Origin of the sequence: Paenibacillus etheri, assembly GCF_001012825.1 — a bacterium.
GTDB lineage: Bacteria > Bacillota > Bacilli > Paenibacillales > Paenibacillaceae > Paenibacillus_AQ > Paenibacillus_AQ etheri.
In genome coordinates this window covers 125651-147569 of record NZ_LCZJ02000033.1, presented here as the reverse complement: position 1 = coordinate 147569, position 21919 = coordinate 125651, and the positions used below count along the sequence as shown (strand labels likewise).

At 47.7% G+C, this 21919-nt stretch carries 11 protein-coding genes and 1 pseudogene; 11 read left to right on the top strand and 1 reads right to left on the bottom strand.

The window, feature by feature from the left end:
* Window positions 1-44: 44 nt before the first annotated feature.
* The 11 genes and pseudogenes from UQ64_RS20330 (at window position 45) to UQ64_RS20280 (ending at window position 20869) form a co-directional block, all read left to right on the top strand.
* Window positions 45-1775 (top strand): sensor histidine kinase, encoded by a 1731-nt coding sequence (locus UQ64_RS20330; RefSeq protein ID WP_060625302.1) that lies wholly within the window; start codon window positions 45-47, stop codon window positions 1773-1775.
* Entirely contained in the window at window positions 1768-3351 is a 1584-nt protein-coding gene (locus UQ64_RS20325) for a response regulator transcription factor (RefSeq protein ID WP_060625301.1), read from the top strand. Before UQ64_RS20330 ends, UQ64_RS20325 begins: the two co-directional genes overlap by 8 nt.
* A 170-nt stretch (window positions 3352-3521) precedes the next feature.
* Window positions 3522-4451 (top strand): carbohydrate ABC transporter permease, encoded by a 930-nt coding sequence (locus tag UQ64_RS20320; protein ID WP_042125419.1) that lies wholly within the window; start codon window positions 3522-3524, stop codon window positions 4449-4451.
* Between the two features lie 15 nt (window positions 4452-4466).
* On the top strand, window positions 4467-5303 hold the full coding sequence (locus UQ64_RS20315; RefSeq protein ID WP_042186014.1) for a carbohydrate ABC transporter permease: 837 nt from the start codon (window positions 4467-4469) through the stop codon (window positions 5301-5303).
* A 143-nt stretch (window positions 5304-5446) separates the two neighbouring features.
* The gene (locus tag UQ64_RS20310) at window positions 5447-6844 is read left to right on the top strand and encodes an ABC transporter substrate-binding protein (protein WP_060625300.1); all 1398 of its coding nucleotides are present in this window, start codon (window positions 5447-5449) and stop codon (window positions 6842-6844) included.
* A 120-nt stretch (window positions 6845-6964) separates the two neighbouring features.
* Window positions 6965-8236, top strand: coding sequence for an alpha-L-fucosidase (locus UQ64_RS20305; protein WP_060625299.1), 1272 nt, complete (start codon window positions 6965-6967; stop codon window positions 8234-8236).
* A gap of 26 nt (window positions 8237-8262) precedes the next feature.
* Window positions 8263-10096, top strand: a pseudogene (locus tag UQ64_RS20300) (glycoside hydrolase family 35 protein).
* Window positions 10097-10137: 41 nt separating this feature from the next.
* The gene (locus UQ64_RS20295) at window positions 10138-18105 is read left to right on the top strand and encodes a polysaccharide lyase family 8 super-sandwich domain-containing protein (RefSeq protein WP_060625298.1); all 7968 of its coding nucleotides are present in this window, start codon (window positions 10138-10140) and stop codon (window positions 18103-18105) included.
* A 166-nt stretch (window positions 18106-18271) separates the two neighbouring features.
* The gene (locus tag UQ64_RS20290) at window positions 18272-18979 is read left to right on the top strand and encodes a DUF421 domain-containing protein (protein WP_060625297.1); all 708 of its coding nucleotides are present in this window, start codon (window positions 18272-18274) and stop codon (window positions 18977-18979) included.
* A 108-nt stretch (window positions 18980-19087) separates the two neighbouring features.
* Window positions 19088-20584, top strand: a complete 1497-nt coding sequence (locus UQ64_RS20285; protein ID WP_060625296.1) for an alpha-N-arabinofuranosidase — start codon at window positions 19088-19090, stop codon at window positions 20582-20584.
* 12 nt (window positions 20585-20596) lie between these two features.
* A complete protein-coding gene (locus UQ64_RS20280; RefSeq protein WP_060625295.1) occupies window positions 20597-20869 on the top strand; it encodes a DUF6171 family protein in 273 nt (90 codons plus the stop codon).
* 59 nt (window positions 20870-20928) lie between these two features.
* On the opposite strand, the gene UQ64_RS20275 is transcribed toward UQ64_RS20280, so the two are convergent.
* Window positions 20929-21843, bottom strand: coding sequence for an ArsR/SmtB family transcription factor (locus UQ64_RS20275; protein ID WP_060625294.1), 915 nt, complete (start codon window positions 21841-21843; stop codon window positions 20929-20931).
* Window positions 21844-21919: the final 76 nt, after the last annotated feature.

The following is a 21919-nucleotide window of genomic DNA, read 5'->3' as shown; positions in this document are numbered from 1 at the left end:
CTGATAGAATAAAAGAAAGAGCATGAGAGAGGCGCGGAGAAAACATGTTCAAATTCACTTACTATAGACGTATCCAGGTTTCATTTCTTTTGCTGATTTTTATCCCGCTGATTGCAGTATCGATTATCTCCTTTGTGCTAATTCGGGATACGATGGTAGAAAAACTGCAGCTCAGCAACGATAACTTCCTGAATGTTATGATTGACGAACTAAACAAGACCATTGATGATGTGACGTTTGCTTCTCATTTTATTGTAAACGATACCAATTTCCGTGCCAATCTGAAGGTCTTTGCAGATACCGAGCGGCTGAACAACTATCAGGATTACGTACATTTTACGCAAATTCAGGATGTGTTTTCGCTCATCAACTCTAAGCCGCTGAATAATAACATTCGCATGTATTTGGTCAACCGGAAAAACTTTGTAATCTCCTCTGGGACTGAGAATTTATCCGTGATTAATGCCAACATGGACAAGCTGATGGCGCGTGTTAATATTCACGAACCGGAGAGCTTGCAATGGCTTGGAATGGCTGACAGCGGTTCCGGTAAAAGCAGCAGCTACTATATTGCCAGAGTAATCTATGACAGCCGGGAGAAACAGAAGGTATCCGTGCTTCTCATTTCTATTCCCGAAGCCTATTTCAACAAGTTACTCGGGCCAGTCGAATTCGGCAAGCTGGCGTTGTTTGATTCCGTAGGAGGACTAATTGCCGGAAACTCCGAGCTAGCTCCAGATGGTAAGGAAGCGAGAGGAAGCGTGCGTACCGCTAGAGCCATTGACAAATCCAATTGGGAGCTGGTCTATGAAGCTTCTGAGAAAGAATGGTCAGGCCAGATTTCGCGAACTTTTTATAGTGGTATTGGCTTGGTGCTTCTCTTATTTATTGTCTTTTCGGCTACCTCCATGCTGATTGCCAAAAGATTGCATAGTCCGATCATGAAACTACAGCGCGTTGTGCGCCAGTTCGGAATGGGGAATCTTGATGTCAGGCTGGAGATCAGGGGCAAGGACGAAATCGCTGAGCTGGGGCAGACGTTGAATACCATGCTGGACCAACTGCAAGGATTGATTCACGACATCGAGGTGGAGCAGGAACAGAAGCGAGTGATGGAACTTGAGGCGCTGTTTATGCAGATCCGTCCCCACTTTTTGATCAACACACTAAATTCGATCAAATGTAGCCTTATTTTGGCCAAAGATAAGCTACATAGCGGGATCATTGATTCACTAATGAGTCTGCTCCGGGCCTATTTGAAGGTCAATGAACCGGCTACCTTGCGGGAAGAATGCAGACTGCTTGGTCATTATATCGACATCATGAAGATCCGCAACGAAATCCCTCTTGAACTGGAGGTCGATCTGGAAGCGGATACAGAGAAACTCATCGTTCCTAAGCTTATTCTGCAGCCTCTCGTTGAGAATGCCATCGTTCACGGTCTAGTTGACCACCCGGCACCGCGTATTGTCGTCCGTGCGCGAACGATTCCTGATGGGATTATGATTGAAGTTGAAGACAATGGCTGCGGTGCGGGGGCAGAAATTCTGGCGGGACTGAACCGCAGGTTGCTCTACAAGGACGATGAACAGGATGGGACTTATCAAAGGGTCGGTTTAATTAACGTGGTTCAAAGGCTGAGGCTGACCTATGGGCAGGATACCCGCTTGTCGCTGCATAATCTGCCGCAGGGTGGGGTGTCCGTTTCTCTGTATTTGCCGCAAGGCAATCATCAGGTTAATCTGTCGGAGAGAGAGAGGGATATTGATGTATAAAGTGATGCTCATAGATGATGATGTTCCTATGCTCAAGGTGCTTCAGCAGATGATTGACTGGGAGGCACATAGCTTGCAGATTGTCGGCAGCACCTATTCCAGTGCCAAGGCGTTATTAATGTTTGAGGAAGTGCAGCCCGACATCGTGATCACGGATATTGGCCTGCCGCAAAAGAACGGGATTGAGCTGGCCGATTGCTTTACCCGCATGAAGCCGGAGGTCAGAATTATTTTCCTGACCTGTCATGAAGATTTCCATTATGCTCAGCAGGCGGTAAAGCTGAAAGTGGATGACTATTTAATCAAGGACCAGCTTACGGACGAGCAACTGGAGAAAAGCCTAGCCAAGTCCGTACGCTTGCTTAAATCGAAGATCGGGTTAATTAAGCATGGAGAGACGGGATACAACAGCCAGCTCTTCCGGCAGAATCTGCTGCAAAGGGTGATCGGCGGCGCTCCGCCCGAAACCACGCTGGGCTATGCGGCGCAAATCGGCATATCCTGGACGTACCCGTGGTTCATGCTGGGCACGGTCAGTATTCACTTTTCCAGTTTCGAGAAGCGGTACAAGCAGAGCGAGTATCCACTTATTTTATATGCCATCTACAATATAGCCTTAGAGCTGTCGGAAGCATGTGAGGGGATTACGCCTTTTTTGGAGCAGAAGAATATTGTGATCCTGTATAATTACCGTGTGAATCTGGCGCAGAATGCCAGTCTTTATTTTCATGATTATTTACAGCGACTGTGTTCCGAGTGCTCCCATCTCCTTAAGATTCAACCGGGCATCATCGCAGTCACTGAGAAAATAGAGCTACAGGCGATCGGACAGATCCATCGGCAAATTGTCCAAGATAAGTGCGAGTTCTACTCGAGTGCGGATTACACAGTTCTGGATACTCTGCAAATCGCTACCCCTCGCTTTCAGCCTGCTCCCCAAGGATTTCTGGATAGTTATATCCCGCAGATGGAACGGGCCGTGATTAAAAATGACCTTGAAGCCATCCGTGGCATTCTTCAGGAAATCGCTAGGACTGCAAAAGCAATGGCTATCCATCCGGGTGATTTCGTCCGGGATTTGTCCTTTATGCTCCGCGGTATCGAGTTGATGTTCACTAGCCTAACGTTCGATGAGGATCTGTTCGTCTATCTCGTGCAAACCCGCACACTGGAGGATACGATGGAACTGGTGGAAAGAAAGCTTGTGCAGATTACAGGCAACAAGCAGCAGGTGGCAGGAGCTCCCCCGCAGGAGCCCAAGCTGCAGCTTATCCAGCAATTTATCGACCAGCATCTTGGAGATAACATTACCTCAATAGATATGGCACGTTATCTGTTTCTGGATCCTAGCTATTTCTCGCGTTATTTCAAACGCATGACAGGTCTGACCTTTACAGACTATGTACATCAGCACAAGATGAAGGTTGCGACCAAAATGCTGAAAATCTCCAGCCAGAACCTGGAATCGTTAGCCGTCGGCTTGGGATATTCGGACAGAACCTATTTTTCAAAAGTGTTTAAAAAATATGTGGGAACAACACCGAGCGAATATAAATCCAAACACTCGGTACGCTGAGAAGCGCAATTCTCTACGTACCGAATAGACCCGCCGCCCATTTAGGGCGGTTTTTTTGTTGTCGACGGACAAAGGTCAAAATCTTGCACATCTCGGGTCATAATCACTCCTTCATGCGGAGGGTGGATATATTACTATAATGACAAATCAAATTGTCGAGGTGATACAACGTGGAGGCTGCAAAACAACCTGTGCCAAAAATTCTGCAGGAAAAGCGGAAGTTCTGGACTCCGCAGCGGAAAGAGGCTTTGACCGGGTGGCTGTTTCTAGCTCCGGAAATTGTCGGAATGCTTTTTCTTAATGTATTTGCACTTGGATTCTCACTTTATTTAAGCTTCTCGAAATGGGATCTATTGTCGGGGGTTCAAGGGATCGAGTTTATCGGATTGGATAACTATATCAAAATGTTCCATGATCCGAGCATCATTCAAGCTTTGAAGAACAATGCTATTTATATGATTATGACCGTGCCGATACCGATTGCGATTGCTTTGGTACTGGCAGCATTGATTCAAAACAGTGTATTTCTCAAAAATTATTTCAAAGTTGCTTTCTTTATCCCTTATATTTCTTCGATTATTGCAATTGCCGCCGTATGGAGCGCATTGTTCCATCCATCTCTTGGACCGATCAATCAGTTCTTGATGGAGCTTGGAATTTCCAGTCCTCCGAAATGGCTGGTCGATCCTAAGACTTCACTGTTATCGATTGCCATTATCAGTTCTTGGGCGAGTCTGGGTTACACCATTATTATTTATATGGCCGGCTTGACGAATATTTCCGATGAAATCTACGAAGCTGCCGAAATAGACGGAGCCAGCGCACTGAAAAAATTCTTTGCCATCACGGTTCCGATGCTGCGTCCAACCACGTTCTTCCTGCTTATAACCATGCTGATTGGCTCGTTTAAGGTGTTCGACATCATCGCCTTTTTGACCGAAGGTGGCCCGAACAATTCTTCTACCGTGCTTGTGTTCAGGATCTATGAGGAAGGGTTCAAATACTACAACATGGGCTACGCTTCTGCAATTTCCTGGCTGCTATTCGCCGTCATAGGCTTGATCACCGCAGCTACTTGGAAAATGAGAAATGAAGAATAAAGGGGGGAGATTAACATGCAACTGATTAGAAAAAATATGTCCAGAGTGATCACTACCTGCATCATGGGGGCTTTGTCCATTGTATTTCTTATTCCGCTGATCTGGATGATTTCCGCGGCCTTTAAATATGAGAAAGATGTTATGCGCTTCCCGATCCAATGGATTCCCGAGAAGATCAATGTAGCGTATAATTTCAAGATGGTTTGGATGGGACGAGTACCGTTTTCTCATTTCTATTTAAATTCCTTTAAAGTTGCGATTATTACAACCTTAATTACACTTATCATTTCATCTATGTCGGCGTACGCCTTAACCAAAATCAAGTTCAAAGGACGAAATATGGTGTTTCTGGCGCTGCTGTCGTTCATGATTATACCTGACCAGGCCACACTGATTCCGCGTTTTCTGCTGATTCGCTGGTTCGGTCTTTATGATACTCATGCTGCAATCATTTTAATGAGTATGTTCTCCATCTACTTCACGTTCCTGCTGCGGCAATTTATGATAGGTGTCAGCGACGAATACATTGAAGCGGCGCGAATTGACGGTGCAGGCCATTTACGGATATTCTGGTCTATCATTATTCCGCTCTGTAAGCCGGTGCTCGCTACGGTGGCGATTATCAAATTTATCTGGACCTGGAATGATTACCAGAATCCGCTGATCTTCTTACTAAATAAGAATTTGTACACTATTCCACTCGGTATGACACTGTTCCGGGACGATTATTCGAACAACTATGCGATTATGATGACGGCAGCTGTTTCCGCGATCATCCCGCTCGTCATCGTGTTCATTGCCTTGCAAAAGCAAGTCATTAACGGAATCTCCCTTGGCGGCGTAAAGGGCTGACCCTGCGGGTGTGCGAATAGATAGTAAAAGTCAAAAATGTGATCCTACAACAGCAAAATTGTGCACTTGGCCAGTAAAGCGGATGCCTATAATAAGAAATGAACAAGGCACTATACTTAAAATTCAGTGCGGGGGGAAGTAAAATGAAAACAAAGAGCAAAAAAAGATTATCCGTTGTACTGGGCTCCATGCTGGCGGTTTCCTTAACGCTAAGCGCCTGTGGAAATACCGGAAACTCGGAAAAGAACGGGAATGCTGAAGCTAGTACGAATGCCGGGAACACCAAGGTGGACAAGCAAGTCGCCATCAAGTATTACAACTGGGATAATGAAGCCCAGTCGGCTGGCACCGATGCTATGCTGCAGGAATTTATGGATCAGAACCCAGGCATCAAGGTAGAGCATGTGGCACTCGTTCCCGGTGATTCCGTAGAAATGCTGAAGAAACTCGATTTCCTGATTTCTTCCGGCGAAGCGATTGACGTTATCCAAGTGCCAAGCCTTGGAGGCGTGCTTGAACGGGCTACACGGGGAGCACTTGCTCCACTGAATGAATTCTATGAGAAGGATAACCTCGTTCCCGAGGATGAATATTATGTCAACGCTAAGGTCGACAACAACTATTATGGGCTGCAATATACCAAGAGCAACAACTATGTGATGCTGAACAAAGATGCACTGGATGAAGCTGGGCTGCCTGTACCTACCTTTGGCTGGACATGGGATGACTACCGCGACTATGCCAAAAAACTGACCAAAGGCGAAGGCGTGGATAAACGTTACGGCACTTACTTCCACACCTGGGAGCTGTACATGAATGCTCCAGCCCAAACGATGATGAAAGACCCGCTCGTATATAGTGATGGAACGACCATTTTCTCGGATCCGTCATATAAATACTTCTTCCAGCTGCGTAAAGATATGGAGACTGCTGACAAATCTGCAAAATATTATGCGGACGCTCTAGCTGCCAAACTCAACTATCGTACCGAATTTTTTAACGAAGAAGCTGCTATGATCCTGACTGGTAACTGGACGATTGCTGATCCAGGCAACACCGAACAGTATCCGCATGAATTCAAGACGGCCTTTGCTCCGGTACCGGTGCCTCCTGCAGGATCGGAACCGAAAGAATATGAGGGCAAATACTTCACTAACGGCAATATGCTGGCGATGGGCACAACCTCGAAGAACAAAGAGGCTTCGTTCAAACTGATGAGATTTATGTCGACGGCTGTTAGCGATAACAGACCGGAATTCTCCGGGTATAAAAAAGCTGACAATGAAGCTTTATTGACCAAATTGGTTGCTGGAAAAGAAGAAATGTATGATATTGATTCTCTCAAATATACACTCTTCGATAGCGAAATTCAGTTCCTCGACGGTGCCCAGGTAATGACAACAGCAACCTCCGAGTTGACCAAAGTTATCAATGACGGCTTCAGCAAATTCATGCTTGGAGATGAATCGATTGATAAGGTGCAGAAATGGATGGTTGATGAAGCCACGAAAATTATCAACGAAAAAGGCGTTATCAAATAAATAGGCAATAAGCGAGGTATCCCAAGTTGGGGACGGGGCTTTGGAAGGTCATCAACCGGCTTTCCAAAGCCTTATTTATACAATGGGCTTACACAAAATATACGGGAGAGTATAAAAATAATGGATAGCATTTCTTCACAGAACAAGCCAGAAAAGCAAGCAGCACTACCTTCTAAGGAGCAGATGGACTGGCAGGACCTGGAGCTGGGGATGTTCTGCCATTTTGGAATGAATACGTTTTGCGATCAGGAGTGGGGAGAAGGCAGCGACTCACCTACGGTTTTCAATCCGCTTCATCTGGATGCCCGACAATGGGTTAGTACAGCTAAAGAAGCCGGATTCCGTTATTTTGTATTGACAGCTAAGCATCATGACGGCTTTTGCCTGTGGCCGACTGGAACAAGCACTTATTCTGTTGCCTCCAGTCCGTGGAAGGAAGGACGCGGCGATGTCGTCAAGGAGTGTGCGGACGCTTGCCGCGAACTTGGGGTTGGCTTTGGCATTTATTTATCTCCATGGGACAGACATGAGCCCTGTTATGCGGATAAAGAAGCGTACGATAATTTCTATGCCCTGCAATTGCAAGAGCTTCTTACGGGCTATGGTCCGCTTACGGAGATTTGGTTTGACGGTGCAGGATCTGAGGGCCGCAATTACGATTGGCAGCGGATTATGGATCTGATCAGGCGCCATCAGCCAAGTGCCATGGTGTTTAATATGGGGGCACCAACAATTCGCTGGGTTGGAAATGAGGATGGCGTTGCCCCTTATCCTTGCTGGAACACTGCGGATTCCGCGCGAGGTAGCATGTTCAGTGAAGCGCCGTCACACTGGCTTCCCGGAACGCCGGGCTGGGTGCCTGCGGAATGCGATGTGCCTATCCGTAAAGACCGCTGGTTCTGGCATCCTCAGGAGGAGCATTTGCTGCTGTCTCTGGAGCAGCTAATGGATATTTATTATCGTTCAGTCGGACATGGGGCGACCTTGCTGCTCAATGTGGCCCCTGATAACCGCGGGCTGCTTCCGGAGGCCGATGTGCAGCGACTGCTGGAATTCGGCAAGGAGATCGGGCGCAGATTCGGTAAGGCTCTAGCGGTAACAGCAGGCACCGGAGAGCTTGTTGAGCTGGAGATGCCTGCAGCCGCTGTGATTGATCACGCCGAGATTATGGAGGACATTGCTTACGGCGAGAGAGTGGAAGAGTATGTGCTGGAAGCATATAGCAATGGAGCGTGGCTGGAGTTGAAGCGCGGTAGTGCAATAGGTCATAAGAAAATAGACGCCTTTCCTCCGGTATGCGTAAAGAAAATACGGTTACGGGTGCCCGTAGCTACGGCAAGCCCCAAGATCAGACGACTTGCCGTCTACTACTGTGGGGAATCGTCAAAATAAATGTTAAAAAAAGGTGGTTGTAGATCATGAGCCTGCTCACTTGGAAGAACGGTCACTATTTGCTGGACGGACAGCCTTATCGTATCGTATCGGGAGCCATTCATTATTTTCGGGTTGTGCCTGAATACTGGAAAGACCGGCTGCTGAAATTGAAAGCCTGCGGATTCAATACCGTGGAGACCTATATTGCTTGGAATATGCACGAACCCAAGGAAGGAGAGTACGTATTTGATGGCATGGCCGATGTGGTCTCTTTTATCGAACTGGCTGGAGAGCTTGGGCTACATGTTATTGTCAGACCGAGTCCGTTCATCTGCGCGGAATGGGAATTCGGTGGTCTGCCGGGCTGGCTGCTGGCTTACAGTGAACTTCAGCTTCGCTGCTGTGACCCTCTCTATTTAAGCAAGGTGGACCGTTATTACGATGCGCTGATTCCTCGGCTGGTTCCGCTGCTCTCCACACATGGCGGGCCGATTCTGGCCGTCCAGGTAGAAAATGAATATGGCAGTTATGGCAATGACAGTAGTTACCTGAGGTATATGCGTAATGGACTCCTCAGCAGAGGGGTCGATGTCTTGCTCTTTACCTCTGACGGACCAACCGATGAAATGTTGCTCGGCGGAACACTGGAAGATGTGCATGCTACAGTTAATTTTGGCTCCTGTGCAGAGGAATCCTTCCGCAAATACCGGGAGTACCGATCTGAAGAGCCGCTGATGGTGATGGAATATTGGAACGGCTGGTTCGATCATTGGATGGAGGATCATCATGTGCGCGATGCCGAAGATGTAGCTGGCGTTCTGGATGATATCCTGACGCACGGCTCCTCACTCAATATGTACATGTTCCACGGCGGGACCAATTTTGGCTTCTATAATGGGGCGAATCATATCGTGGCCTACGAGCCGACGACTACAAGCTATGATTATGATGCCCCGCTCACGGAATGGGGAGATACGACGGCGAAATTTGAAGCTGTTCGGTCGGTACTAGGCAAACATGGATTTGCACCGACTTGTCCGCTCCCTGAGCCGATTTCGAAGATTTCCTACGGGAAAGTTGCCTTAATGGAAAGAGCGGAACTATTCACAGCTTCCAATCTGGAGAAGTTATCCGAGCCGGTGAACAGTGTGTGTGTGCAGCCGATGGAAAAGCTCGGACAATCCTATGGTTTTATATTGTACAGCACTTATGTGCAGGGACCACGGTCCAGGCAGAAGCTTTACATCGAGGGTGTGCGTGATCGGGCGCAGGTCTTCCTGGATGGACAGGTACTTGGGGTCATTGAACGCTGGAATCCACAGCCTCTTGAACTTTCCATTCCTGCCGGGGGGGGCGCAGCTGGATATTCTCGTCGAGAATATGGGTCGGATTAATTATGGGCCGCTCATTCGTGATCCGAAAGGAATTCTGGACGGGGTTCGAATCGATAACCAGCTGCAATATAACTGGATGATCCGTACACTGCCGTTAGAACCGGGAACGCTGGCTTCACTTGAGTATAAGGAGCAGACGGTGGAGAAGCAAGAAGCTGCGGCACTTTCAGGTTTGCCTGGATTCTACCGGGGCTGCTTTGAGGCGGAGGAAATTGGCGATACTTTTCTGCGGTTCGATGGATGGAATAAAGGGGTTGCCTGGATCAACGGATTTAACCTGGGCCGCTACTGGAACGCAGGACCGCAAAGGGCCCTATATATCCCCGGTCCATTGCTGCGCAAAGGTCGTAATGAACTGATTCTTTTTGAACTGCACGGCTGTTTGGAGACTTGCGAAATTGAGCTTGTGAATTGCCCTGATCTGGGAAGAACTTCGGCCGTCGACGATGCCGTGCTGAATTTTGTGCAGGAAGATAACTTGTAGACATTTTTAGCTTTAAACAATTCAAAGATTGGGGTGAACAAATGCGGAAATCAAGTCTGATTTTAGTGTTAGTTCTCATTGTTGATCTTTTTTCTTCATGTGCAGGAATTCATTACAACGCTGATGGTAAAGCCTCAGCGGCTGCGTCTAATCTCATACTTAACGGAAGTTTTGAAAATACAACGTCAACCCTGGATGCAACTTGGACAGGGGTTACAGACTCGGCTCCAGTGGGTTGGAGCTTATGGGTTCCTACCGGCAGCGGGAAGGGCACGAATAAAACAGCAAATATTAAGGTCGACGCCGGGACAGCGCATGATGGAACCCGGTCCATGCTGTTCGATGCCTTTTCCACAAGCAGGATTTCTATCAATCAGGGTGTAACTTCGGTTATCCCCGGTAAATCCTACAGACTTAAAGTCTGGTTGAAGACTGACAATGTCACCGGCCAGGGTGCCTACTTTAGAACACAGTATTATAATACCGCCAAAGTGGGGGATGGACCTTCCTCTCCTAAAATAACAGGCACGCATGACTGGACCCTGCAGCAAGTACTTCTAACTATGCCAGCCAATGCGACGAAGCTTGTCATCGAGCCTTTTTTGGAAACTGGAAAAGGAAAGCTATGGATAGATGATATCGTATTGGAGGAATATGCGGGACTTACGGGGATTGCGCTGGATCGTACGGCCTTCTCGATGGTCAAAGGGGACACGGTTGCATTACTGCCGACGTTATCCCCCACAACGGCGGCAGACAAAACGGTAGTATGGACTTCGAGCAATCCCGAAGCTGCGACGGTGGACGCTTTCGGCAATGTGACGGGGACAGGTGTTGGCTCTTCGACCATCAAGATCGCCACACCAGATGGTATCCTTGCAGCTGAATGCCTTGTGAATGTCGAATCCTCTGACACGATGCAGGCTTATAATAAACTGCGGCTGAAATGGTATGACCGACTAAGCGGTGGCCAATACGATGCGGAAGATCCTGACATAGCTGCTAGTATAAGCGCACAGGCAGCTTCGGCGGCTACACTATGGGAGCGTATGGACAAATCATCCGGACGTACCTTCCTGTGGAGCGATGCCGCAAGCACTACGGATTCGCAATTTATTACAAGCGCATACAACCGCTTGAAGACTATGGCATTGGCCTATTCTGTGGAGGGGTCTGAACTATACGGCAACAGTTTTTTTGCCGATGATATTGTAAGCGCAATCAATTGGATGTATACAAACCGCTACAATCCGGGCAAGAGCGCTTATGGGAACTGGTGGGACTGGGAAATCGGCACTCCGCAGGTTGTGAATGATCTTATGGTGCTGATGTATGACCATCTGACACCGCAGCAAATCAATCAATATCTTGCGGCTATTGATGCCTTCTGTCCGGATCCGAAAACAGGGGCCGTGCTTGGTGTCAAGGGCACGAAGATGACGGGTGCCAACCTGCTTGATAAAGCGCTTGTGGTCACGGTAAGGGGCGTTATAGGCAACAACAGTGCGAAGATCATTCAGGGCCGTGATTCCATCGGTTCAGAGTATGTATACACTACTCATGGAGACGGTGTATACAAGGACGGTTCACTCGTTCAGCATAATAATATTGCCTATACGGGAGGTTATGGTTCGGTCTGGCTCAAAGGAACCGCGGATATGTCCTATCTGCTGACTGATTCACCATGGCCGATAACGGACCCGAATGTACTGAACATTTACGAATGGGTGGCCCAGACTTACGAGCCGGTGATCTACAACGGTCAATTTATGGACCCGGTTAATGGAAGGGGCATTTCCAGAAAAGGGAGCGGCAGCGCTAGGGGGTTGATTGTCACCCTGCTGCGGATGGCTGAAACTGCACCGGAGAATGTTGCATTATCTATCAAGCAAGCGGCGAAAGCATGGATCTCAGCGAATATGGCAGCCGGCAATTATTATGACGGATTGCCGCTTTCCGATATAACAATTGTCAAGAAGCTGATGAATGACGGGAAGATCCATCCAAGAGGATCACTGATTAAGAATCAGGTATTCGCCGGTATGGATCGTGTTGTTCATTTACGCGAAGGCTACGGCTTCGGCCTGAGCCTGTTCTCCAATCGTATCTCGGCCTTTGAGAAAGGGAACAACGAGAATCTGAAAGGGTGGTATACGGGGATTGGGATGACCTATTTATACGATCAGGATCTTTCCCAATACCGTAATGACTTCTGGCCTACCGTCAATGCTTATCGCTTGTCTGGCACGACAACGGATGGATCGGGGCAAGGGATGGTGCCTGTGGAATGGAAAAGCTACATGAATCCGAAGACCTGGGTGGGAGGCTCTTCGCAGGAAGGTCTGTACGGTGCAGCAGGGATGGATTTCTCGCTATCTCAAGTGACGGGCAGCGACTTGCAGGGCAAGAAATCTTGGTTCATGTTCGATGATGAGATTGTGGCACTTGGTTCGGGAATCTCAAAAACAACTGCCGGGCCACAGTCTGTTGAGACGATTATCGATAACCGGATGCTGAACGAAGTGGGGAACAACAAACTTCTAATCAACGGAGCTGTAGAACCGTCACAGCTCGGATGGTCAGCGACATTGAAGAACGTTCAATGGGCCCATCTGGAGGGTAATGTGCCAGGTTCCGACGTCGGCTACTATTTCCCTGAAGCTCCAAGTATTCTGGCTCAACGTGAAGCCAGAACCGGCAGTTGGAAAGAGATCAATGCCACTCAATCCGATGTTCCCATTACGCGCAACTATTTAAGTCTGGCAGTTGAGCATGGAGATACGCCTACGAATGGCTCATACTCCTATGTTTTGTTGCCTAATCGTGACATTTCAGGTACTGAGAATTACAGTGGCAACCCAGATATCGAAGTGCTGCGCAATACAGAGGATGTGCATGCGGTCAGAGAGAAGAAGCTGGGCATAACCGCCGCTAATTTTTGGAATCCAGGAACGGTAGATTCCATCAAGGCGCTCAATCCGGCTTCCGTGATGATTCGGCAGATCGATCAGGGGCTTGTCGTTTCGGTGTCTGATCCTACACAATCGCAAAACCAATTGTCCCTGGAACTGGATATACCGGGGTTGACACTGCTCAACAAAGACAGCATGACGGAAGTGGTGCAGGCTTCGGGAAATACAGTTATAACGGTGGATGTGAAGAATTCCATAGGGGCAACGCATGTATTGAAATTTAATATTACTGAAGGAGAGGCTCCAAAAGACGAATATGACGAGCTTCGTGGAAGATGGGTGGAGTATTTGACCGGAGGGCAATCCTTCGATCCGAATAATCCGGACATTGCCAAGTCCATAAAGACTTTATCCGATAAGATCAGCAATCAGGAGCAAACTGGATTCTGGGATACGATGAACAAGCAAATGAACCGTACTTATTTATGGAGCGATAAGCCGGGCAGCACAGCGAATGCTTTTGATACGGCAGCCTCTTATAATCGGTTGAAGGATATGGCTATTGCCTTTTCGACAACCGGCTCACCATTGTACGAGAATATGCAGTTGAAATCAGATATACTGGACGGTTTAGACTTCCTATACGCGAATTGGTATAACGAAACCAAACTGGAGAAAGGCAATTGGTTCGAATGGGAGATCGGCATTCCGCTTGCATTGGGAGATACGATGGCCTTGATGTTCGAGTATTTATCAGCCGATCAGATTAACAAGTATACCAAAGCCATTGATAAGTTCTGTCCGGACCCAACCAAACGGACCAATCAACCCTCTTTGATGGAAACCGGCGCGAATCGGTTGGATAAAGCTCTGGCAGTGGTCCTGAGGGGCATTCACAATCGTGACAGCGGGAAGATCAAACAGGGGCGGGATGCCGTTAGCCAGGTATTGCCCTATGTAACCCGCGGAGACGGCTTTTATGAGGACGGCTCCTTTATCCAGCATAATAATATTGCTTATACCGGCAGTTATGGGGCTGTATTGCTTGGCGATATGATGAAAATGATGACTTTGCTGACAGGGTCCTCCTGGCCGCTGACTGATGCCAATCTGAAGAATGTATATAACTGGGTAACGGATTCTTATGAACCTCTTGTCTACAGAAAACAAATGATGGATATGGTGTTCGGCAGATCGATAGCCCGGGGGAACAGACAACTCGTGCCTTGGTCGCATATTCTGCGGCTGGCTTCCTCCGCGCCACCGGAGCAAGCGGCCCGATTTAAATCGATGGTGAAGTATTGGTTCGAAGCCGATACGGTAGTAGAAAGTTATTACGACGGTCTAAGAGTAGCCGATATTGTCCTGCTCCAGACGCTTATGAACGATCAAGAGGTGCAGTCATCGGGAGACCTTACTGTGCATAAGCAGTTTGCGGCTATGGACCGAATTGTCCACCACCGGCCTGGATATGCCCTTGGGATCAGCATGTCTTCGGCCCGAATTGCCAACTATGAAGCTGGAACTGAGAACCTGAAGGGCTGGTATACAGGCGAAGGCATGACCTATCTGTATAACCAGGATCTGAATCAATATGCAGATGCATTCTGGCCGACCGTGAACGCTTACCGTTTGCCTGGGGTTACATCGGATGGAGCAACACGCGGTGCAGCTAAGACTACATCCAAAACATGGGTGGGAGGATCATCTATAGACGGTCTTTACGGAGCGGCGGGCATGGATCTGGATCCGGATAACAGCACATTGTCCGGTAAAAAGTCCTGGTTCATGTTCGATGATGAAATCGTTGCGCTTGGGGCAGGCATTACAACCACGGATAACCGCAAGGTGGAGACAATCGTAGATAACCGGAAGCTCAAGGAGAGCGGTGACAATGTACTTACGATCAACGGCGACGTTAAGCCTTCTGCGCTGGGTTGGTCAGAGTCGATGAATCAGGTACATTGGGCACATCTGGAAGGAAATATTCCCGGCTCGGGGATCGGTTATTATTTCCCTGATGCACCAACGATAGACGGTCTGCGGGAGGCCCGGACTGGCGCTTGGAAGGATATTAATCAAGGGGGATCAACGGAGCCGATCACTAGAAATTATGCCAGCCTGTCAATTGCTCAGGGAACGAAGCCTGTGGATCAATCGTATTCGTACGTGCTGCTGCCGAATCAGGATGAAGCGGCGACAGCGCGTTATAGCGGCAATCCCGACATCGAAATTATTGCTAATACGGATAGTGTTCAAGCCGTAAAGGAACAGAAGCTGGGACTTACGGCTATGAACTTCTGGGTTCCGGGAATGATCGAATCCGTGCGTGCTAATCATCCAGCTTCCATCATCATCAAGGAGTCTGGAGATGAACTGACGATAGCTATTTCGGACCCGACCCAATCCCAATCTGTTGTGAAGGTGGATGTCGGTAAAGCCGCGCTGGAAGAACTAATGAAAGATCCAACCGTGACCGTAATGCAACTCTCACCGAGGATCGAACTGGCAATCGATACAAGCGGCTCCAAAGGGAAAAGCCATGTTATCAAGTTCAGGATTGATCCGAATGCCGAGCCCTCTGAGCCCTCTGATTCGGAACCGGACGAAGCGGCCAAAACGAAGTTGTATGTGACTGAAGATGCATATGTCAACGGAGGATCGAAAGCCGCAGTAAATTATAGTTCGGTGAATTACTTGCAAATCAGAAACGGCAGCGGGGACACGGACAGAAGAGCTTATCTGAAATTCGATCTGAGTCCATTTGTCGGCGAAGTGGGTTCAGTCAAGCTGAACGTATACGGAAAGACGAATGATGGGGCTGGCACATTGTCCGATATCGGTGTTTTTGGAATCAGTGATGATTCATGGACAGAGGCAACGCTGAATTACAATAATGCTCCGAAAATCGGCAATCAGGTCTCGCTACAGACCTTTTCCGGGCCAGAGCAGTGGCGGCAGTTCGATATCACCTCATGGGTTGGTTCGGAGTTTCCTTCCGATCCGGTTGTAAGCCTGGCTCTTAGACAGGTAGGCTATAATCTCGCCACAGACATAAGAAGCCGCAAGAATGAGAACGGCAGATATGCCGCCTATCTGGAAATCCTGCCAAAAGATACGACGCCTCCGGTCACGAAGGCCATCGTTCTTGGAGAGAGTGGAGAAGGGGGCACGTATAAGGGCAAAGTGAATATCATTTTCGATGCGACCGACCAATCCAATGGGGGAGCTGTCGGTTGGGGAGTTAAGCGGACGGAATACCGGCTCAACGGCGGTGCATGGAATACGGTCACTGAAAGCGTATATATCGAGAACCCAGGAACCTTCGGCATTGATTACCGTTCGGTAGACAAGGCTGGCAATGTGGAGCCATTCCGGCAGCTTCAGGTGAAGGTCATGGAGCCAACTGAAAGAGCTTCAGTGGCAATCAGCGGCCCGGAAATCCTGACTATCGGGGAGACCGGAACGGCGGTTACTTCGGTTGTATACAGCGATGGCAGCCATTATATAGTAACCGAAGGCATAATCTATGAAAGTAGCGATCCTAATGTTGCAAGTATAGGCGAAGATGGCCATATTGAAGCAAAAGGCCCAGGAATTTCGGTTATTTCGTCCGTATATGATAACATGACCGCTTCCTATCCGTTAAAAGTGTATGATTCGCTACCGGAGCTCGTCTCCATTTCGTTAAGTGGTCCGACATCCTTGGAAACAGGTCAGAGCGGTAAGGTAATCACAACGGCGGTATACAGCGACAATGTTCGCCATGTGGTAACCGAGGGTGTGATCTACGAGAGCAGTAACAGGAAGGTAGCCACAGTAACGGCAGCTGGGCAGCTGCAGGCGCTCGATCCGGGTATGACTGTGATTACTGCAAGTTACGGAGGACGGCAGAGCAGTCTGACGCTTCAGATTCTACAAGCGGAAGACACTTCTTCAACTGTTCCGAGTCCGCAACCACAAGTGCCTTCCGTACCGGAGGAAACGGCAGGGCGGCTGCAACTAAACGCAGCTTCGTTGAACGATCTTTCGGCAGCCATTGTCTACGAGGGTAAATTGAGAATGATAGTATTGCCGGGGATGGCAGCAGAAATGCTCAAGCAGAAGCCGCTTCGGGTAGAGGCTTCTAACTTCAATGTGATCCTTCCGGCAGCGGTGCTTCAACAATTGCGGGCTTTGATTCCTGCGGAGCAATTGGCCGGTAGCCAGATTATTCTGGAGGCTTCCGAAGTGAATGGGGAAGCGGCGCAGCGAATACTAGCTAGCGCGGAGCGGCAATCCGGTGCCGCGCTGAACCAGGCAGGGGAGTTCCTTCTCTTTAACCTGTATAGTGTTGCTGGAGACGGTACAAGGAGCATACTTCATCAATTTGTTGAGCCTGTTACATTGGAGCTTAACACTTACCCTGAGGCGAAAAGAAATTTGCTCGGCGGCTATTATCTGCCGAATTCCGGAAATATGGAGTATGCGGGCGGTTCCTGGCTGAAGGGCAAGGTGGCTCTACGCACCGAACACTTCGGCACATATGCCGTGCTGGAATACAACAAATCGTATGACGATGTTCCTTCTGGACATTGGGCGGCGGCGGTTGTGCAAGAGCTGTCGGCCAAACATCTGATTCAAGGTGTCGGACTTCGAAATTTCGAGCCGAACCGGTCAGTGACCCGTGCAGAATTTACAGCTATGCTGGTCCGCTTGCTAGGACTTGAAGGGAAATCATCTACAACATTTGCGGATGTATCTGCGGATCAGTGGTATGCGGAGGAAGTGGCGCAGGCTGTAGAGGCAGGGATAGTCCATGGGGTGAGTGAAACCCACTTTGCTCCGGAGGCCCTTATTTCCCGCCAAGAGATGGCGGTCATGGTGATGCGAGCCTACGAATATGTCAGCGGGAAAAAGGTGGAACCAAAGCCTGTAATCCAATTCGGTGACTTGCGTGCGGCTGCCCCATGGGCCCGAGAATCGATCATTTCTGCCCAAGCGCTTGGACTTATCCAGGGTCGAAGTGACCAGCAATTCGCTCCGGGAGGCTCAGCAACCCGAGCCGAAAGCGCAAGAGTTCTGCATAATCTGCTTGAAATCAAGAATGAAAAGTAACTTTTCGAAGCCAGGGCTTTGGGACGGTTCATTAGAACCATTCCAGAGCCCTTTTATCGTTAATAGAAATTTCCGAATACCTCATAAAATTTAGCCGATTGTAATGATGTTTCATTTCACCTTGGTTTGTGAATAATAGAGGATTGAATAGAAAGGAGCATTAGTGATGCAGGTGCATATAGATATTGTGCTTCGAACTATAGTTGCTATGATCATGCTGCTATTGATAGCTAAAATATTGGGTAAACAAACGATTTCTAGTTTGACGTTTCTCGATTTCGTGACAGGCATTATATTGGGATCGCTTGCTGCGAACTTGGCTTTTAATAAAGATCTGAAATCGTCATATATGATTGTGGCGCTCATTGTTATAACAGCTACGTCATTTCTGCTGTCTGTCATCGCTATAAAGAGTCGTAGAATGAGAAGTTGGATATCAGGGTCACCCACGGTACTTATCGAAAATGGGAAAATACTTGAAGAGAATATGAAAAAGGTAAGGTATTCACTGGACTCCTTGGATCAAGCACTGAGGGAGAAGGAGATTTTTAATCTAGAGGTAGTAGAGTACGCCGTATTAGAAGATAACGGAATGTTATCCGTCTTAAAGAAACAAGAGTATCAATATGTTACTCGAAAAGATTTGAAGCTTCTTTCGGTCTCTCAGAGCTTTCCCGTTGAGTTAATTATGGATGGCATTCTCATTGAAGAAAATCTTGAGAATAATGCTTTAACCAAAGAATGGTTGGAGAACGAGTTAAGACGGAAGGGGAAACGGATCTCCGACGTGTTTTACGGGGTGAGAGGAACGCAGAAGCAGCTCGTATTTGATTATTATGAAGACAAGATAAACAAACCCATTGATAAAGAATAGTGAATATTCATATTGGAGATTGACGGATCGCTGAAGACCGCTCTATAATGTTTGTATAATTATTAATTAGTTAATAAAAATATAAACGTTGAAGGGCGGTATTTATTCATGGCAGAGCGCGCAATCCTTAACACAGACATTCGCAAAGGTACGATAAACAAAAATATTTATGGACACTTCTCTGAGCATCTGGGACGTTGTATTTATGAAGGCATCTGGGTTGGAGAAGATTCACCGATTCCTAACACTAACGGTATTCGTAATGATGTTGTGAAAGCGCTTAAAGAAATTCGGATTCCAGTGCTTCGCTGGCCAGGTGGATGTTTCGCAGATGAATATCATTGGAAAGATGGTATTGGTGATCGCGAAGTTCGTAAACGGATGATCAATACTCATTGGGGCGGAACGGTTGAGAACAATCATTTTGGTACACATGAATTTATGAAATTATGTGAGATGCTGGAATGTGAACCTTATATCAATGGTAATGTGGGAAGTGGTACGGTTCAAGAGATGTCCGAATGGGTAGAGTATTTAACCTTTGGCGGTGTCTCACCGATGTCTGAGCTTCGCCAGCAGAACGGTCATCAAGAGCCTTGGGCTGTGACTTATTTTGGCGTTGGTAATGAGAACTGGGGCTGCGGCGGGAATATGCGTCCAGAATATTATGCAGATCTTTATCGCCAATATCAGACGTATGTTCGCAATTATGGGGACAACCGGATTCACCGGATTGCTTGTGGTCCAAACGTGGATGATTATCACTGGATGGAAGTTCTGATGCGTGAAGCTACACGCTTTATGGACTCGATTACCCTTCATTATTATACGATTCCTGGTCCAGCTTGGGAGAATAAAGGGGCAGCAACTGGCTTTGAGACTGGTGAATGGTTTAGCACTTTAGAGAAGGCCCTTCGCATGGATGAGCTGATTACTAAACATGGCGTTATTATGGACAAATATGACCCAGATAAAAGAGTAGGCCTTATCGTAGACGAATGGGGAACTTGGTATGATGTTGAGCCAGGTACGAACCCGGGATTCTTATATCAACAAAATTCGATTCGGGATGCTCTTGTAGCTGGCGTGACTCTGAATATTTTCCATAAACACAGTGACCGGGTACGGATGGCAAATATTGCGCAGACCATTAACGTGCTTCAAGCGGTGATTTTAACCGAAGGAGAAAAAATGCTGCTAACGCCTACCTATCATGTATTCAATATGTTTAAAGTCCATCAGGATGCTGAGTTGCTGGATTTAACAATCGATAGTGGGACTTATAGCTTTGAAGGGCGCGAGATTCCTGAAGTATCTGCTTCAGCTTCTGTAACAGATGCTGGAATCATTCATGTCAGTCTTTGCAACTTGAATCACGCTGCATCAGCTACTGTACCCCTCGAGCTACGTGGTCTTTCCGGGCAGAAGGTAGAAGTGAAGGGCACTACGCTCACAGGTAACAAGATAGATGCTCATAATACATTTAGTCAGCCAGATGCTGTTGTACCGCAAGCTTTTACAGCCTTTACACTTGAAGGCGATCTTCTTAATGTAGAGCTGGCTCCAATGTCAGTAACTGTGCTGGAGATTACGCCGAAGGCATAAGGTGGTGTTATCATGTCAACAACATCTGCATGCAAGGGGTGTCACGACGATTATAAGGTTACCGAAGCACAGATAGAGCGGATCCTGTCATCATCCATGTTTAAGACAGAGCTTTGTGTTCCAGATGAGGTTTATGCTGAACGGATTTCTCTTTGCGGGACTTGTCCTATGCTGCATGAGGGTGTGACTTGCGTCGCTTGTGGCTGCATTATTCCTGTTGTAGCTAAGCTTAAGGAACGTGGCTGTCCACTGCCTGGCAGCGGATTATGGGGACCCTTCATTTAACATGAAATAAGGTAAAATAAGAGCCGCATTCGACTCTCCAATGGGAGATGAATGCGGCTTTATTCATGGGTATCTGTGTAGAACAGCTCAACGATTAGATCATCATTATAGTTGCCAAAGCCTTTGCCAAAAAGAGTAATGCCGCCAATATGCTCGGCCTCCTCATCGACGGAAAGCTTGAAAGTCCATTGCTTGTTGCGGATGTTCACTTGATCCAGCGTAACGTCGGATAGTTTCAGGCCGTCCATAAACGTGCCTTTAGGTGTGATGCGCAGCTGTTTAAGTAGGCCGTATTGGTTTGTGAGTGCTGGCCACCAAGCCGGCGTGTATTTGCCGCGTCTATCTCCGTAGTCACCGGGACTTGTCCAGAATCCAAGCTGTACTCCGTTCAGTGTGAAAGTGATGTCGGAGGGCCAATTATTATTAATCGAAGGCGCTTCGGAGGCGATTTCCATCGTAATGATTAATTCCTCGGGCTGTTGACTGGAGAGAAGGAAGTTAGGAATTTTATATTCGATATATCCTTTACCAAACCAGAGAATGCCAGCATTCATACGTTCGAGATCCCAGAAATAACGGGGATCATCAAAGCTGCCAATCACCTGCTCCGTAGTGGCAAGACCGCAAGTAGGCTCGATTAGGAAGTCTGAATAATGTCCAACAGGAATTTCCTTGCGGTAGCTTTTACGCTCATTGATTTGTCTGCCTGGAAAGGTGATTTCGGCACTTTCAGCAGCAAGTGTACAGATCTTTTGCAGACCACTTCGTCCAGGTGCCATATGTGTCTGGATAAGTCCTGCAGCTTCCAGCTTACGTACATGCATAGTCATAATGGCACTGCTCAAATTTACCGCTGCGGCCAATTCCTTGACATTCATTGGATTCTCGGCAAGCAAGCGCAGCAAGTGCAGACGAACTGAACTGGCTAAAGCTTCGTAGACGGGAAGGGATTCTTCCGACAGGTCAAGTTTCATAGATGGCCTCCAATTTAGTTCAAGACGTATAGTTAATGATTATATTATTTAAATGCTTGTTTTACAATACGAAGGT

What these genes read in the sequence shown, in the direction of transcription:
- UQ64_RS20330 (WP_060625302.1), top strand. Translation starts at nt 45, where the DNA reads ATGTTCAAATTCACTTACTATAGACGTATCCAGGTTTCATTTCTTTTG.
- UQ64_RS20325 (WP_060625301.1), top strand. Translation starts at nt 1,768, where the DNA reads ATGTATAAAGTGATGCTCATAGATGATGATGTTCCTATGCTCAAGGTG.
- UQ64_RS20315 (WP_042186014.1), top strand. Translation starts at nt 4,467, where the DNA reads ATGCAACTGATTAGAAAAAATATGTCCAGAGTGATCACTACCTGCATC.
- UQ64_RS20310 (WP_060625300.1), top strand. Translation starts at nt 5,447, where the DNA reads ATGAAAACAAAGAGCAAAAAAAGATTATCCGTTGTACTGGGCTCCATG.
- UQ64_RS20305 (WP_060625299.1), top strand. Translation starts at nt 6,965, where the DNA reads ATGGATAGCATTTCTTCACAGAACAAGCCAGAAAAGCAAGCAGCACTA.
- UQ64_RS20295 (WP_060625298.1), top strand. Translation starts at nt 10,138, where the DNA reads ATGCGGAAATCAAGTCTGATTTTAGTGTTAGTTCTCATTGTTGATCTT.
- UQ64_RS20290 (WP_060625297.1), top strand. Translation starts at nt 18,272, where the DNA reads ATGCAGGTGCATATAGATATTGTGCTTCGAACTATAGTTGCTATGATC.
- UQ64_RS20285 (WP_060625296.1), top strand. Translation starts at nt 19,088, where the DNA reads ATGGCAGAGCGCGCAATCCTTAACACAGACATTCGCAAAGGTACGATA.
- UQ64_RS20280 (WP_060625295.1), top strand. Translation starts at nt 20,597, where the DNA reads ATGTCAACAACATCTGCATGCAAGGGGTGTCACGACGATTATAAGGTT.
- UQ64_RS20275 (WP_060625294.1), bottom strand. Translation starts at nt 21,843, where the DNA reads ATGAAACTTGACCTGTCGGAAGAATCCCTTCCCGTCTACGAAGCTTTA.